Raw genomic sequence first — 14,244 nt, 5'->3', positions numbered from 1 at the left:
TTGGATCCGCGATGTGCGGCATTTGTGGTGAGATCAGATATTCCGGCCAGCCGTCGCTGGCGGCGCTGGGCCGTGTGAACGATGCGATGCAGGCGCGCGGACCCGATGCGGCCGGCCTCTACGTGCAAGGTGATATCGCGCTCGGCCATCGCCGCCTCAGCATCCTCGACCTGTCGGCGGCTGCGCAGCAGCCGATGATCGACGCCGCGCTCGGTCTCGGCATAGCCTTCAACGGCTGCATCTATAATTTCCGCGAGCTCCGCAGCGAGCTGCAGGCGAAAGGCTATCGCTTCTTCTCCGATGGCGACACCGAAGTGATCCTCAAGGCGTACCATGCCTGGGGCATAGCCTGCGTGCAGCGCTTCAAGGGGATGTTCGCCTTCGCGCTGTGGGAGCGCGACAGCGGGCGCGTGGTCCTGGCGCGCGACCGGCTGGGGATCAAGCCGCTCTACTATACCGAAGGCCCGGGCTTCCTGCGCTTTGCCTCGTCCCTGCCGGCGCTGCTTGCCGGCGGGGACGTCGACACCTCGCTCGACCAGGTGGCGTTGCATCACTTCTTCAGCTTCCACGCCGCCGTGCCGGCGCCGCGGACCATCCTCAACGGCGTGAAGAAGCTCGAGCCGGCGACCTTGCTGACCATCGACCCGGACGGAACGCAGCGCCGCGAGCGCTTCTGGCGATTCAATGTCGGTGAGCAGCGTCCGACCGATCGGGCGATGAGCCAGGACGAATGGTCGGATGCGGTGCTGGATGTCATGACGGCTGCGGTCGACCGCCGCCGCGTCGCGGACGTGCCGGTGGGCGTGCTGCTGTCCGGCGGGCTCGACTCGTCGCTGCTGGTCGCCCTGCTGTCGAAGCTGGGTCACGAGGACATCCGTACCTTCTCGATCGGCTTCGATGCGGTCGGCGGCCACAGCGGCGATGAGTTTCGCTACTCGGACATCATCGCGCGAACCTTCGGCACCCATCACGAGCAGATCCGGATCGACGGCGATCGCGCGCTCGAAGCCCTGCCGCAGGCCATTGCCGCGATGTCGGAGCCGATGGTCAGTCACGACGCCGTTGCGTTCTATCTGCTGTCATCGGAGGTCGCCAAGCGCGTCAAGGTGGTGCAGAGCGGGCAGGGCGCAGACGAGGTGTTCGGCGGCTACAGCTGGTACCCCGGCTTTCTCTCGGCCAACGATGCCGTGCAGCAATATCAGAACGCCTATTTCGACTGGAAGCATGCGGATCTGCAACAGCTTCTGACGCCGGATCTGCTCGGCGACGACGTGAGTCTCGATCTGGTCGAGCGCTTTTTCGCCGATCACGGCGGTGCGTCCGCAGTGGACAAGGTGCTGCAGATCGACGCCGAGATCATGATGGTGGACGACCCGGTGAAGCGGGTCGACAACATGACCATGGCGTTCGGACTCGAAGCGCGCGTTCCGTTCCTGGATCACGAGGTGATCGAGCTGGCCGCGCGCCTGCCGGCCGAGCTGAAGGTGAGGAACGGCGGCAAGCACATCCTGAAGGAGGCCGCACGGCGCTGCGTGCCGGCGGAGGTGATCGACCGTCCCAAGGGCTATTTCCCCGTCCCCTCGCTACGCTATCTGAGGGGGCCGTTCCTCGACTACGTGCGCGACGTGCTCAGTACGGACGAGGCGCGCGCGCGCGGGCTCTATCGACGCGATTTCGTCGATCACATGCTGCAAAACCCCGAAGCCGAGATGAGCCCAAAAGGGCATTCGCGGCTTTGGCAGGCGGCCTTGCTGGAAGCCTGGCTGCAGACTCACGGCATTTGATTCTGACAGGATTGATCACATGGGATTGGATCCACGCATCTTGGAGAAGCTCCGGCTTGGCCTGAGCGACGATGAGCGCCGGCTGGTGATCCGCTCGGCCACGGGCGGCGAGGAGGTCACCGAGTATTCCTTCGGCATCGAGGAGGAGTATTTCCTCGCCGATGCGAAGACGCTGGATGTCGCGATCCGCACGCCGGACGATCTGTTCGAGGCGGCCAATTGGTCGACCGGCGGGCAGGCGATGCGCGAGATGCTGCAGGCGCAGCTCGAGGTCGCGACCAACGTGCATGTCGATGCCGGCGATGCGCGCGAGGAGCTGAAGTTCCTGCGCCGCGAGGTTGCCAGCGTTGCCGGCCAGTATGGCCTCACGATTCTCGCCTGTTCGACGCATCCGACTGCAACCTGGCGCAGCTCGCAGCCCACGCCCAGGCCACGTTATGTGGAGATGATGGAGGATCTGCGCATCGTCGGCCAGCGCAACATGCTGTGCGGCATGCACGTGCATGTCCAATTGCCCGATCCCGAGCGGCGCTTCGCGGTCATGCGCGCGATGATTCCCTATATTCCGGTGTTCATCGCGCTGTCCGCGTCGTCGCCGTTCTGGAATTCACGCGAGACTGGTTTGAAGGGTTATCGGCTCGCTGCCTATGACGAGCTGCCGCGTACCGGCCTGCCGGAGCTGTTCACGTCCAAAAAGCAGTACGACCGCTATGTTGCGGCGCTGACGAAATCGGGTGTGATGCCGGACGAGAGCCATGTCTGGTGGGCGATGCGGCCATCGCTGCGTCATCCGACGTTGGAATTGCGTGCGCCCGATGTCTGCACCGCAGTCGATGATGCTGTGGCAGTTGCCTCGCTGTACCGCGCGCTGGCGCGCCACTTGTATCTCAACCCGGATCTCGCCGAGGCCGTCGGCAATGTCGAGCGCGCGATCGCCGTCGAGAACAAATGGCGGGCGCAGCGTTATGGCACCGACTGCCTGTTCGTCACCGAGGACGGCCCTGTGACCGGCCAGGAGATCCTCAATCGGATGATCGCCGACGTCGCGCCGCATGCCGAGACGCTCGGCTGTCTTGCCGAGGTCGAGCGCTGCCGCACCATCATGCAGTTCGGCAGCTCGGCCGACTATCAGCTGCAGGCCTATCGCGAGTCCGGTGGACAATTGACAGCCGTGACGCGCTGGATCGAAGCCGCGACGGTCTCGCGTGCCGAGCCGCCACGTTCGCAGGCGCCGGTCGAGCCGGCGCAATGATGCCGGTCAGGTCGCCGGCCTGATGATGCGGCCGTCGCGGGCGACGAGGCAGCCGCCTTTATACACGGAGCGCCCCTTGGGCACGGCAACCACGGCCTCCGGCACGTGCTCCGCATTCACCGTGACGAAGTCGGCGCGTGCCCCGACGCGCAGGCCGTAATCCGCCAGCCGCAACGCCTTGGCGCCAGCCTCGGTGACGAGGTCGAAGGCTATTCGCAATTCGTCGTCGACATAGAAGCCCGATCGGTAGCCGACCATCATGGCGCGGTTCAGGAGATCGCCGTCGCCATAGGGCCACCAGGAATCGCGGATGTTGTCGTTGCCGCTGAACACGGTGACGCCGGCCGCGCGCAGCTGAGCTACCGGCGGAAAGGGCCGCGCGCCCGGCGCATTGGTCATGATGGCGACACCCGACGTCGCCAGCACGTCGGCGATTTTCTTGAGCGGATCCGCCGGCAAGTCGCCAAGCGCATAGGCGTGGCTGACTGCGACGTGGCCCGCCATTCCCAGCGCGCGGGTGCGCGCGGCGATCTGCTCCAGCTCGAACAGGCCGAGCATGCCGGGATCGTGCAGATGAATGTCGACATCGACGCCGTGCTTGTGGGCTATGCCGAAAACGACGTCGAGATGCTTCTCGACGTCGCGGTCGAAGCTTGCCGGATCGAGCCCGCCGACGAGATCGGCGCCGAGCTTGATCGCCTCGTCGAGCAGCTCCGGCGTGCCCGCGCTCTTGAGGATGCCGCTCTGGGGAAAGGCGACGAGCTGGATCTCGATCAACTCGCGATATTCTTCACGTACGCGCAGAATCGTCTCCAGCGATCTGAGACCGACCGAGCCGTCGACCATGACATGGCTGCGCATCCGCGTGGTGCCGTGGCCGATGCAGAGATCGAGCTGGTTGCGGGCGCGCACGTCCATCGGCGCGGCCGCGGCGATGTTCTGCGCCTGGAACGTGACGCGCTCATGCACGTCGAAGCCGTTCGTGCACGGCTTGTGCGGCTTCCACGCATCGCCATAGAAGCTGGTGTCGAGATGGATGTGGCCCTCGACGAAGCCAGGCAAGACCAGGGCGCCGCCGAGATCGATCACCTCGCGCGCCTCCGGGCGTTCGGTCTCAGGCAGCAGGCCACTGATGCGGCCGTCGTGCACGGTGATTGCTTGACGCGCGCCACGGTCGAGCCGCGCATTGATGAACAGCTTGTCCACGACCATCTCGCCGAACCCCTTTCCATCTGCCGCCGGCACCGGAGCCGCATGGTGCGGTCCGATGCCGACGCGGCATTCTCGATCAGGATCGATCGGCGCCGCAAGTGCAGATGCTGGTCAGGCTGCCATCGCCTGCGGCAATCCGGCGATCCAATCTCGGGCGAGCGCGATGTCCGCCTGCGACAGCTGATGCCCGGTTGGCAGCGTGGTGTGAGTCACGTCGGCGCCGGCCTCGATGAGTTGGCTGCACAGCTTCGCCGAATTGCTGGCAGGCACGATCGGGTCGGTCAATCCGGACAGGATCAGGACCGGCTTGCGTGCCAGCTTGACCGCCGGCGGCTGGTTCAGCGGCACCATGGCGCGGATCAGCACCGCGCCGGCCAGAGCCTCGGGTTGCAGCAGAAGCAGCGCGGCGGCGATGTTGGCGCCGTTGGAATAGCCGATCGCGACCGGAGCTTCGATACCGTAGCGTTGCCGTGCCTCACCGATGAAGGCGCCGAGCTCCAGCGCACGCCGGCGGACGTCGTCCTCGTCGAACACGCCTTCCGCCAGACGGCGGAAGAAGCGCGGCATGCCATGCTCGAGCACCTGCCCGCGCGGCGACAGCAGGGCTGCGCCGGGCGCGAGCGTGGCGCCGAGCGGCAGCAGATCGTTCTCGTCGCCGCCGGTGCCGTGGAGGAGCAGCAGCGGCGCCGCTCCCGTCGTGCTTCCAGGCTGGAAGCGGTGCGTGAAGGACAATGCGCCGGTCATGATACGGCCTCCTCGAGGTTGGGCAGCACGCCCTCGATCTGCTTGCGGTGGGATTCGAGGAACGCGGGCAGCTTCAGGTTCTGTCCGAGCTCGGCGACAGGCTCGTCGACCGCGAAGCCTGGAATGTCGGTCGCGATCTCGAACAGCACGCCGCCGGGCTCGCGGAAGTAGATCGAGCGGAAGTAGTTGCGGTCCTTCTGCTCGGTCGGATGCAGGCCGTGGCGATCGACCAGCCTCTGGGCCATGACGCCCTGCGCGGCGTCGTCGGCCGCGCGGAAGGCGATGTGGTGCACAGACCCCGCGCCTTGCGCCCCGCGCAGAAACCCCTTGGCTTCGTAGATGTCGACCACGCTGCCTTCTGCAGCGCCGGGAGCCTTGAAGCGGATCACCGAGCCTTCGCGACCCTGCTCGGCAAAGCCGAACACGTCGGTGAGGACAGCGGCAGTCTTCTCCGCCGAGTCGAGCAGCAGCGTGACGCCATGGAAGCCGCGAATGGCATGCTCCGCCGGAATGTCGCCATTGCTGTAGCCGGGCTCGTTCTCCGCGCCGGGCACGCCGACCAGGGCGAGCGCCATGCCGTCGGGGTCGGTGAAGGGCAGCACCGACTCGCCAAAGCGCTTTTCCAGCGCCTCATAGGCGATGCCCTTCTCGGTGAGGCGCTGCGTCCAGTAACCGAGCGAGCGCTGCGGCACCCGGAACGCGGTCTGGTGCGTCTCGCCGACACCGCGGCGGCCGGGCCGCACGCCGGTCCAGGGGAAGAAGGTCAGGATCGTGCCGGGGCGGCCGGTCTCGTCGCCATAGTAGAAGTGGTAGGTGCCGGGATCGTCGAAATTGACCGTCTTCTTGACGAAACGCAGGCCGAGGTCGCGGGTGTAGAAGCCGAAATTGCGGATCGGATCGCCGGCAATCGCGGTAACGTGGTGCAGTCCGGGCATGTGGGTCTCCTGTCGCTTGGCCCTCGGGCCGTTGAACTGGTATGGCGCTATATTGGCTGGCTTTGTTTTGGAGACAATCCGTGCTCTTGTGACGTCTCTGTCTACGATTTGGCGACAATGACGATCCGGGGATCATGGACAAGCTCGGTAGCCTGCGGGCCTTCGTAAAGGTCGTGGAGAGCGGCAGCTTCGCCGAGGCCGGTCGGCAGCTTCGGCTGTCGCGTTCGGCGATCTCGAAATATATCGGCGAGCTCGAAACGAGCCTCGGCGTGCAGCTGATCGTCCGCACCACCCGGCACGCCAGCCCGACCGAGGCCGGGCAACGCTATTTCGAGCGTGCGTCCTCGATCCTTGCCGAGCTCGACGCGGCCGATCAGGCGGTCAGCCAGTCGCAGGCCGCGCCGCGCGGGCTGTTGCGTGTCAACGCGCCGATGTCGTTCGGCACCATGCGACTCGGTCCCGTGGTGGCCGACTTCATGGCGCGCTATCCAGAGCTGCAGCTGCAGATCGTGCTCAGCGACGACCTGCTCGATCCGGTGCAGGACGGCTTCGACGTGACGCTCAGGATCGCCGAGCTGGAATCATCGAGCTTGGTGGCGCGGCGGATCATGCCCGTGGAGCGCATCGTCTGCGCCGCGCCTTCGTATCTCGAGCGTCACGGCAAGCCGCAGGTCCCGGACGATCTGCGCCGGCATACCTCGCTGACCTACGGCTTCCTGCTCACAGGCAATCAGTGGAAGCTCAGCGGAGCCGATGGCGATCACTGGATCCAGCCGGCCTGGAGCCTGTGCGTCAACAATGCCGAGGTGCTGCGCGACGTCGCCATCAAGGGGCAGGGCATTGCGCTGATCCCGCGCTTCATCGCTGCCGACGCGCTTGCCAGCGGCGCACTGGCTGCGATCCTGCCCGACTACACGGCGCCGCCGCTCGCGCTCTACGCGATCTATCCGCCGACGCGGCATTTGTCGGTGAAGGTGCGGCTGTTCATCGACTTCCTGGTCGAGCGCTTCGGCAAGGACGCCGGCTGAGAATTCTGCTCACGGCAGGTTCTCGCGCACGATCAGCTCGGTGCGGGCGCGCATGGCGGCTTCCTGCACGGTGCGCCCCGCACGCAGGCTGGAGAAGATCGTGATGCAATCCATCAGCGAGGCCTGGGGATTCTGTGTGAGCACGGCGTCCATCGTGCCATCCAGCAGCATCGCGCGGGTGTCGGGCGACAGGCCGTGACCGACGAACACGACGTCGCGCTGGCGGCCGACCTCGCGCAGCGCGCGCCCGATTCCGTCGGCGCCGCCGCCGATGTTGTAGATCCCGGCGAGGCGCGGATGCCGCGCCAGCAGCAGCTTGGTCTGACGATAATTGTTGGCCTCGTCGTCGTGACCTTCGCGCAGCCCGACGACCTCGATGTCGGGAAACTCCTCGCGAAACAGATGCAGGAAGCCCATCTCGCGCTCCTCATGAGCGCGATAGCTGAGGCTGCCCGCGATCATGGCGACCTGCGCCGGGCGGTTGCCGATGAAGCGCGCGATGAGATAGCCCGCTGTGCGTCCGGCTGCGCGATTGTCCAGGCCGACATAGGCGATCCGGCGCGTGTTGGCGATGTCCGAGATCAAGGTCACCGTCGGCACACCGCGGTCGGCCAACACATCGACCGCTTCGCGGACGGCCGGATGCTCGATCGCCATGAACACGATGCCGTCGACCTCGCGGCCGAGCCGCAGCAGCTCCTGTGCCAACAGATCCGGCTTGAGACTCTCGATGTGCTCGACGCGCGCGCGCATGTTGAACGAAGCGAGCTGATCCTGGGATGAGATGATCAGCCGTCCCAGCATGTTGAGAAAGCGGTTGGTGCCGGCCGGCAGCAGGAAGCCGAGCCGCCACGGCTTCAGCGCCTGTGCCGGCAGCGTACCATCCATCAGATAGCCGAGCTCGTTGGCAGCTTGTAGCACCCGCTGCACCGTGACGGCGCGGACGCCAGGTCGCTGATTCAGGACGCGATCGACGGTTGCGGCGGAGACGCCGGACAGACGCGCGATGTCATCGATGCGCGCCAGGCGGCGGCGTCGCGGCGCCTCGCTGTTCGTGTCCGTCATCGCCTGCCCCCGTCGAGCCAAAACCCATCAAAAACCATCAATAAATGAGTTTGACGGCCGTCAATTGTGCTCTCTATCGTGCGTCCGACCTCACGGCAAGGGCCCGGAACAAGGGCCGGCCAGCCAAACAAAAGGGGGAGGAAGTCATGATCAATCTGAGCCGGCGCAGCGTCCTCGGGGCGTTTGCGAGTGCATCTGCGGCCTCCGTGATCGGGGCGCCGATGGTGGCGCGCGCCGCCGAGATCGAGCTGCGTTACGGCAACAATCTGCCGCTGACCCATCCGCTCAACATCCGCGCGCAGCAGGCGGCCGACCAGGTTCGTGCCAAGACCAACGGCCGGGTGGAGATCAAGATCTTCCCGAACAATCAGCTCGGCGGCGATACCGACATGCTGAGCCAGGTGCGCAATGGCGGCATCACCTTCTTCACGCCTTCGGCGCTGGTGATCGCAACGCTGGTGCCGGTGGCGGCGATCAACGCGGTCGGCTTCGCCTTCGCCGATTACGATCAGGTGTGGCGCGCGATGGATGGCGGCCTTGGCGCACATGTCAGGGCCGCGATTGCCAAGGTCAATCTGCACGCCTTCGAGAAGATCTGGGACAACGGCTTCCGCCAGATGACTTCCAGCAGCAAGCCGATCGAGCAAGCCAAGGACATGGCGGGGTTGAAGATCCGCGTGCCGGTCAGCCCGCTCAGCCTGTCGATGTTCAAGGCACTGGATTCGGCGCCCGCGAGCCTTCAGTTCAGCGAGGTCTATACCTCGCTGCAGACGCGCATCGTCGATGCGCAGGAGAACCCGGTCTCGATCATCCAGGTCGCCAAGCTCTACGAGGTGCAGAAGTTCTGCGCGCTCACCAACCACATCTGGGACGGTTTCTGGTTCGTCGCCAATGGCCGCGCCTGGGCCGGCCTGCCAGATGACGTCAAGGGCATCATCACCGAGGCGCTCAACGAGGCCGGCATGAAGCAGCGCGACGACGTCCGACAGCTGAATGAATCGGTCCAGGCCGATCTGCAGGCCAAGGGCCTGGCCTTCAACAAGGCCGCGCCGGACAGCTTCCGCGCCAAGCTGCGCGACGCCGGCTTCTACAAGGAATGGAAGGAGCGCTTCGGTCCCGAGGCCTGGGGCCTGCTGGAGAAAGAGGTCGGCGTGCTCGCTTGATCGTCCAGATGCTTCGGGAGTCACTCGCCATGGACAGTCACGCGGTTGCGATGCCGGCGCCGGACCTGCCGGCATCGGGCCTGGTGGCGGCTGCCCACCGGATCGAGCTCGCCGTCGGCCGCATCGTCGAGGCCGTCGCCGCGATCGTGCTGGTCGTCGAGATCCTGATCCTGGGCGCCGGCGTCGTTGCGCGCTATGTGCTGCATGCCCCGCTGGTATGGTCGGACGAGCTCGCCTCGATCCTGTTCCTGTGGCTGTCGATGCTGGGCGCAGCGATTGCGCTCCGCCGCGGCGAGCATATGCGGATGACGGGCATCGTCGCGCGGGTGTCACCCGCCACCCGCGCTCTGCTCGAAGCCGTGGCGCTGACAGCGTCCATCGCGCTGCTGCTGTTGATCCTGCCACATGCATTGGACTACGCCTCGGAGGAGCGTTTCATCGTCACGCCGGCGCTGGAGATCGCCAGCGCCTGGCGTGCGGCGGCGATTCCGGCGGGCATCACGCTGATGCTGCTCGCAGCAATGTTCCGTCTGCTGCGGCTGCATGCGCTCAAGCCGGTGTTGCTCGCGATCGCGCTCACGGCTGCGCTGCTGCTGCTGTTCTGGCTTGCAGGGCCTGTGCTGAAGCCGCTCGGACGGCTCAACCTCGTGGTCTTCTTCGTCGGCGTCGTTGGCCTCAACGTCTTTGCCGGCGTACCGATCGCCTTCGCCTTTGCGCTCGCCACCTTCGGCTATCTCGGCCTGACCACCTCGACGCCAATGCTGGTGATGATCGGACGGCTCGACGAAGGCATGAGCCATCTCGTGCTGCTGGCGGTGCCGCTGTTCATCTTCCTCGGCGCCCTGATCGGCATGACGGGAATGGCCGCAGCCATGATCCAATGGCTGTCGTCACTGCTCGGCCATGTCAGAGGCGGCCTCTCCTATGTGCTGATCGGCGCGATGTATCTGGTGTCGGGCATCTCCGGTTCGAAGATCGCCGATATGGCCGCGATCGCACCGGTGCTGTTTCCGGAGATGCGCGCACGCGGCGCCAAGCCCGGCGACCTCGTCGCGCTGCTCGCCGCGACGGGCGCGCAGACCGAAACCATTCCGCCCTCGATCGTGCTGATCACGATCGGCTCCGTCACCGGCGTCTCGATCGCCGCGCTGTTCACCGGCGGCATGTTGCCGGCCGTCGTGCTGGGCCTCGGCCTGTGCAGCATCGTCTGGTGGCGCTATCGCAACGAGGATCTCAGCCATATCGCGCGCCCGTCCTGGCGCGAGGTCGGACGGCTCGGCCTGATCGCTTTGCCCGCCATCGCGCTGCCGTTCGTAATCCGGCTGGCGGTGGTCGAGGGCGTCGCGACGGCCACCGAGGTCTCGACCATCGGCATCGCCTATTCCGTGCTCGCCGGCCTCCTGATCTACCGCCAGTTCGACTGGCGCCGGCTGCCGGCGATGCTGGTCGAGACCGCCGCATTGACCGGCGCCATCGTCTTCATCATCGGCTGCGCCACCGCGATGGCCTGGGGCCTCACCCAATCCGGCTTCTCGCAGAAGCTGGCGGAGCTGATGGCGGCCATTCCCGGCGGCGCCTGGGGCTTTCTTGCGATCTCGATCCTCACCTTCATCGTCCTCGGCAGCATCCTCGAAGGCATTCCTGCGATCGTGCTGTTCGGACCGCTGTTGTTCCCGATCGCGCGCCAGGCCGGCGTGCACGAGGTGCACTATGCGATGGTCGTGATCTTCGCGATGGGCATCGGCCTGTTCGCGCCGCCCTTCGGCGTCGGCTATTACGGCGCCTGCGCCATCAGCAAGATCAATCCGGACGAGGGGCTGCGCTACATCTGGAGCTATGTGCTCGCGCTGCTGCTTGGCATCGTCGCCGTGGCCGCGATCCCGTGGTTCTCGACCGGCTTCCTTTGATGATTGAGCGAGTGTTGGAAAGGACGTTGCCATGAGCCGCCTGTTCGGCGAGATCCGTCAAGCCGGGTATGTCGTACCCGACATCGAGGCGGCGATGGACTATTGGTCGCGTGTGCTCGGCGTCGGCCCGTTCTTCTACAACGAGTGTGTGCCGATCCGGAACTATCAGTACCGGGGCGAAAGCTTCGAGCCGCATAATTCGGTGGCGCTGGCCAATTCAGGATCGCTGCAGATCGAGCTGATCCAGTGCCGCAACGACGTGCCGTCGATGTACCGCGACTTCACGCGAGCCGGCCATTCCGGCCTGCAGCATGTCGCCTATTGGACCGAAAGCTTCGATGCCGATCTCGAGCGGCTGCTCGGCGAAGGCTTCAAGCCGGTCATGGGCGGCGAGGTTGGCGAGCGCGGCCGCTTCATCTATTTTGACACGCACTATCATCCCGGCACCGTGATCGAGCTGTCGGAGGTGCTGGGGCCGAAGGGCACGATGTTCCGCATGATCCGCGAGGCCTCGCAGAACTGGGACGGCAAGGATCCGGTGCGCCCGTTCCCGGATCTCAGCAGGCTGTGAGCATGACGGCCTTCGACCGCTTCGAGGCAAGCTATCTGATCGAGACGCCGCTCGATCCCGCTGTCGTGGCGGAGGTGATGGCGGGCGAGCAGTCCTGCGGCACGTTCACCCGCGTCGAGGGCGAGACCGACGATCTGCGCGCGCGTGCCCGGGCCACTGTGACCGAAATCGTCGAACTGCTGCCGGCGGATCAGCCGAGCCTGCCGAATGCCTGGCTGCGGCGCGAACGCGTCGATGGACCCTATCGCCGGGCGCGCGTGACGATCGCGTTTCCCGTGGTCAATGTCGGCGCCAATCTGCCGACGCTGGCCTCGGTGGTCGCCGGCAATCTCTACGATCTCGGCGAGGTCACCGGCCTCAGGCTGGAGCGGATCACGCTGCCGGCGACGTATCGCGCGCGCTTCGACAAGCCGAAGCACGGCATCGCCGGCACGCGTCGGCTCACGGGCGTGAGCAAGGGTGCGCTGGTCGGTTCGATCATCAAGCCGAATGTCGGTCTCGACGCCGAGGAGACCGCTGCATTGGTTGCGCGCCTTTGTGCCGCCGGCGTCGACTTCATCAAGGACGACGAGATCTCGGCCGATCCCGATCATGCTCCGCTTGCCCAGCGAATTCCCGCCGTCCTCACCGCCGTCAAGCGGCATCAGGACAGAACCGGCAAGCACGTGATGATGGCGTTCAACATCACCGACGAGACCGACGCGATGCGGCGCCACGCCGATCTGATCGCGCAGCACGGCGGGTCCTGCGCCATGGTGTCGCTGAACTGGTGCGGATTCTCTGCGGTGACGACGCTTCGCCGCAGCACCGATCTCGCCCTCCATGGCCACCGCAACGGCTTTGGAGCGATCTCGCGTCATCCGCTGCTCGGCATCGGCTTTCAGGCCTATCAGGCGCTGTGGCGGCTTGCCGGCGTCGACCACATGCATGTGCACGGCCTGCAGGGCAAGTTCGCGCAGGACGACGAGGAGGTCGTAAGCGCGGCTAGGGATTGCGTGACGCCGCTGGCCGAAGGCTGCGACGATCGCGTGCTGCCGGCGTTTTCGTCCGGGCAGTCCGCTGCGACGGTCCAGGCGACCTTTGCCGCGATCGGCCATGCCGATCTCCTGTTCATGGCCGGCGGCGGCATCATGGCGCATCCGGGCGGACCCGCGGCGGGCGTGACTAGCATCCGTCAGGCCTGGGACGCGGTGACGTCGGGCGTACGGCTCGAACAGGCTGCACGCGAGCAGCCGGAGTTGCGGCAGGCGCTGGCCACCTTCGGGCGCGCCGGATGAGTGCGCCGGCGCATTTCGCGCGGCCGCGGGTCGGCTGGTATGGCGACGACCTGACCGGCGCCACCGATACGCTCGCGACCTGGGCCGAGCGCGGCCGTCGCGCGCTGCTGTTCCTGCGTCCGCCGACCTCTTCGCAACTGGCGGCGGCCGGGCCGCTCGATGCCGTCGGCATCGCCGGCGCAGCGCGCTCGATGCCGCCCGATGCCGCGGCCGCGGAGCTCGATGCCGCCGGCCGCGCCTTCGCCGCGCTCGGCGTCGACGTTGTGCACTACAAATGCTGCTCGACGTTCGACAGCGCGCCCGATATCGGCAGCATCGGCGCCGCCGTGGCAGTGCTGCGACGGCATGTCGCCAATCCGCTGGTGCCGATCCTGGGTGGTCAACCCAATCTCGGCCGTTATTGCCTGTTCGGCAATTTGTTCGCCGCAGCCGGCGCCGGCGGCGCCGTCCATCGCATCGATCGTCATCCGACGATGAGCAAGCACCCGGTCACTCCGATGGCGGAGGCCGATCTGCGCCGGCATCTGACAGCGCAGGGGCTGGAGAGGGTCGCCCTGATCGACTACCGCGCCTATGCGGAGGGGGATGCCGAGACCAGGCTCGATGCCAACCTGGCGGCCGCGCCTCATGCCGTCCTGTTCGATGTCGCCCAGGAGAGCGACCTGGCCGTCATCGGCCGGCTGCTGACGGATCACCTCGTCGCGGGGCCGATGCTCGCGGTCGGTCCGAGCTCGGTGGCGCGGGCGCTGGCAGCCGTCTGGGACGAGCCGGCCGCGCCGTTCGTCCTGCCTCACGCTCGGCCGCGCACCGGCGGCCCTGTGCTGGCGCTGGTCGGCAGCCTGTCACCGGTGACACGGGCCCAGGTCGCGGCGGCGCGCGGCTACCAGATCATCGCCATCGAGCCGGCGAGGCTGCTCGCGGATCCCGCGTATCAGCACGGGTTGGGGCGTGCGGCGATCGCGGGCCTTGCCCAGGGACACGTCATGCTGGTCACGAACGAGGCTCCCGGCGCGGAGATGGCGCGGGTGGCGCAGGCGACCGCCGCACTGCTTGGTGCTGTGCTCGGCGAAGCCGACGTCTCGCGCATCGTCGTGGCCGGCGGCGATACGTCGAGCCATGCGGCCGCGGCGCTCGACGCCTGGGGCCTGTCGTACCGGGCGCCGATGGTCCCTGGCGCGCCGCTGTGCCGCCTGCACAGCGACGATCCCCATCTCGACGGCCGCGACATCATCCTCAAGGGCGGACAAATGGGACCGGTGACGTTCTTCGCCGACGTCATCACGGGCTGACGCGTCGAAGAAAATCG

At 66.5% G+C, this 14,244-nt stretch carries 12 protein-coding genes; 8 read left to right on the top strand and 4 right to left on the bottom strand.

The genetic code is table 11. The features are described from left to right. The first annotated feature begins 11 nt into the window (after positions 1-11). Both QXZ94_RS22290 and QXZ94_RS22285 read left to right on the top strand, forming a co-directional pair. Complete coding sequence (locus QXZ94_RS22290; RefSeq protein ID WP_315722233.1) at positions 12-1,784, top strand: N-acetylglutaminylglutamine amidotransferase; 1,773 nt, start codon at positions 12-14, stop codon at positions 1,782-1,784. Between the two features lie 19 nt (positions 1,785-1,803). Further along, entirely contained in the window at positions 1,804-3,036 is a 1,233-nt protein-coding gene (locus QXZ94_RS22285; RefSeq protein WP_172111601.1) for a carboxylate-amine ligase, read from the top strand. Positions 3,037-3,042: 6 nt separating this feature from the next. Here QXZ94_RS22285 and QXZ94_RS22280 read toward each other — a convergent pair whose 3' ends face one another. The 3 genes from QXZ94_RS22280 to QXZ94_RS22270 all read right to left on the bottom strand — a co-directional run bounded on the left by QXZ94_RS22280 (position 3,043) and on the right by QXZ94_RS22270 (position 5,927). Next, the gene (locus tag QXZ94_RS22280) at positions 3,043-4,248 is read right to left on the bottom strand and encodes an amidohydrolase family protein (protein WP_315722232.1); all 1,206 of its coding nucleotides are present in this window, start codon (positions 4,246-4,248) and stop codon (positions 3,043-3,045) included. Positions 4,249-4,359: 111 nt separating this feature from the next. Continuing rightward, positions 4,360-4,992 carry an alpha/beta hydrolase gene (locus QXZ94_RS22275; RefSeq protein WP_315722231.1) on the bottom strand — a complete coding sequence of 211 codons (633 nt, stop codon included), beginning with the start codon at positions 4,990-4,992 and terminating at the stop codon, positions 4,360-4,362. Next, positions 4,989-5,927, bottom strand: a complete 939-nt coding sequence (locus QXZ94_RS22270; protein ID WP_315722230.1) for a ring-cleaving dioxygenase — start codon at positions 5,925-5,927, stop codon at positions 4,989-4,991. Before QXZ94_RS22270 ends, QXZ94_RS22275 begins: the two co-directional genes overlap by 4 nt. Positions 5,928-6,061: 134 nt before the next feature. Here QXZ94_RS22270 and QXZ94_RS22265 point away from each other — a divergent pair, with 134 nt between their 5' ends. Beyond that, positions 6,062-6,955: a LysR family transcriptional regulator gene (locus tag QXZ94_RS22265; protein ID WP_315722229.1), complete on the top strand. Its 894-nt coding sequence runs from the start codon at positions 6,062-6,064 to the stop codon at positions 6,953-6,955. Between the two features lie 9 nt (positions 6,956-6,964). On the opposite strand, the gene QXZ94_RS22260 is transcribed toward QXZ94_RS22265, so the two are convergent. Continuing rightward, complete coding sequence (locus QXZ94_RS22260; protein ID WP_315722228.1) at positions 6,965-8,020, bottom strand: LacI family DNA-binding transcriptional regulator; 1,056 nt, start codon at positions 8,018-8,020, stop codon at positions 6,965-6,967. 149 nt (positions 8,021-8,169) lie between these two features. Between QXZ94_RS22260 and QXZ94_RS22255 the strand changes: the two genes are divergently transcribed. From QXZ94_RS22255 to QXZ94_RS22235, 5 genes are read left to right on the top strand one after another with little or no spacing between them, the layout of a single operon-like run. Beyond that, complete coding sequence (locus tag QXZ94_RS22255; RefSeq protein WP_315726439.1) at positions 8,170-9,183, top strand: TRAP transporter substrate-binding protein; 1,014 nt, start codon at positions 8,170-8,172, stop codon at positions 9,181-9,183. A gap of 50 nt (positions 9,184-9,233) precedes the next feature. Continuing rightward, positions 9,234-11,090 (top strand): TRAP transporter large permease subunit, encoded by a 1,857-nt coding sequence (locus QXZ94_RS22250; RefSeq protein ID WP_315726437.1) that lies wholly within the window; start codon positions 9,234-9,236, stop codon positions 11,088-11,090. 31 nt (positions 11,091-11,121) lie between these two features. After that, positions 11,122-11,661, top strand: coding sequence for a VOC family protein (locus QXZ94_RS22245; protein ID WP_315722227.1), 540 nt, complete (start codon positions 11,122-11,124; stop codon positions 11,659-11,661). 2 nt (positions 11,662-11,663) lie between these two features. Then, a complete protein-coding gene (locus QXZ94_RS22240) occupies positions 11,664-12,938 on the top strand; it encodes a ribulose-bisphosphate carboxylase large subunit family protein (protein WP_315722226.1) in 1,275 nt (424 codons plus the stop codon). After that, positions 12,935-14,227, top strand: coding sequence for a four-carbon acid sugar kinase family protein (locus QXZ94_RS22235; RefSeq protein ID WP_315722225.1), 1,293 nt, complete (start codon positions 12,935-12,937; stop codon positions 14,225-14,227). Before QXZ94_RS22240 ends, QXZ94_RS22235 begins: the two co-directional genes overlap by 4 nt. Positions 14,228-14,244: the final 17 nt, after the last annotated feature.

The sequence above is a fragment of the Bradyrhizobium sp. SZCCHNS2022 genome, assembly GCF_032377575.1.
Taxonomy (GTDB): domain Bacteria; phylum Pseudomonadota; class Alphaproteobacteria; order Rhizobiales; family Xanthobacteraceae; genus Bradyrhizobium; species Bradyrhizobium aeschynomenes.
The sequence above is the reverse complement of the archived record's forward strand: the minus strand, read 5'-3'. Positions and strand labels throughout refer to the sequence as shown.

What these genes read in the sequence shown, in the direction of transcription:
- QXZ94_RS22290 (WP_315722233.1), top strand. Translation starts at nt 12, where the DNA reads ATGTGCGGCATTTGTGGTGAGATCAGATATTCCGGCCAGCCGTCGCTG.
- QXZ94_RS22285 (WP_172111601.1), top strand. Translation starts at nt 1,804, where the DNA reads ATGGGATTGGATCCACGCATCTTGGAGAAGCTCCGGCTTGGCCTGAGC.
- QXZ94_RS22280 (WP_315722232.1), bottom strand. Translation starts at nt 4,248, where the DNA reads ATGGTCGTGGACAAGCTGTTCATCAATGCGCGGCTCGACCGTGGCGCG.
- QXZ94_RS22275 (WP_315722231.1), bottom strand. Translation starts at nt 4,992, where the DNA reads ATGACCGGCGCATTGTCCTTCACGCACCGCTTCCAGCCTGGAAGCACG.
- QXZ94_RS22270 (WP_315722230.1), bottom strand. Translation starts at nt 5,927, where the DNA reads ATGCCCGGACTGCACCACGTTACCGCGATTGCCGGCGATCCGATCCGC.
- QXZ94_RS22265 (WP_315722229.1), top strand. Translation starts at nt 6,062, where the DNA reads ATGGACAAGCTCGGTAGCCTGCGGGCCTTCGTAAAGGTCGTGGAGAGC.
- QXZ94_RS22260 (WP_315722228.1), bottom strand. Translation starts at nt 8,020, where the DNA reads ATGACGGACACGAACAGCGAGGCGCCGCGACGCCGCCGCCTGGCGCGC.
- QXZ94_RS22250 (WP_315726437.1), top strand. Translation starts at nt 9,234, where the DNA reads ATGCCGGCGCCGGACCTGCCGGCATCGGGCCTGGTGGCGGCTGCCCAC.
- QXZ94_RS22245 (WP_315722227.1), top strand. Translation starts at nt 11,122, where the DNA reads ATGAGCCGCCTGTTCGGCGAGATCCGTCAAGCCGGGTATGTCGTACCC.
- QXZ94_RS22240 (WP_315722226.1), top strand. Translation starts at nt 11,664, where the DNA reads ATGACGGCCTTCGACCGCTTCGAGGCAAGCTATCTGATCGAGACGCCG.
- QXZ94_RS22235 (WP_315722225.1), top strand. Translation starts at nt 12,935, where the DNA reads ATGAGTGCGCCGGCGCATTTCGCGCGGCCGCGGGTCGGCTGGTATGGC.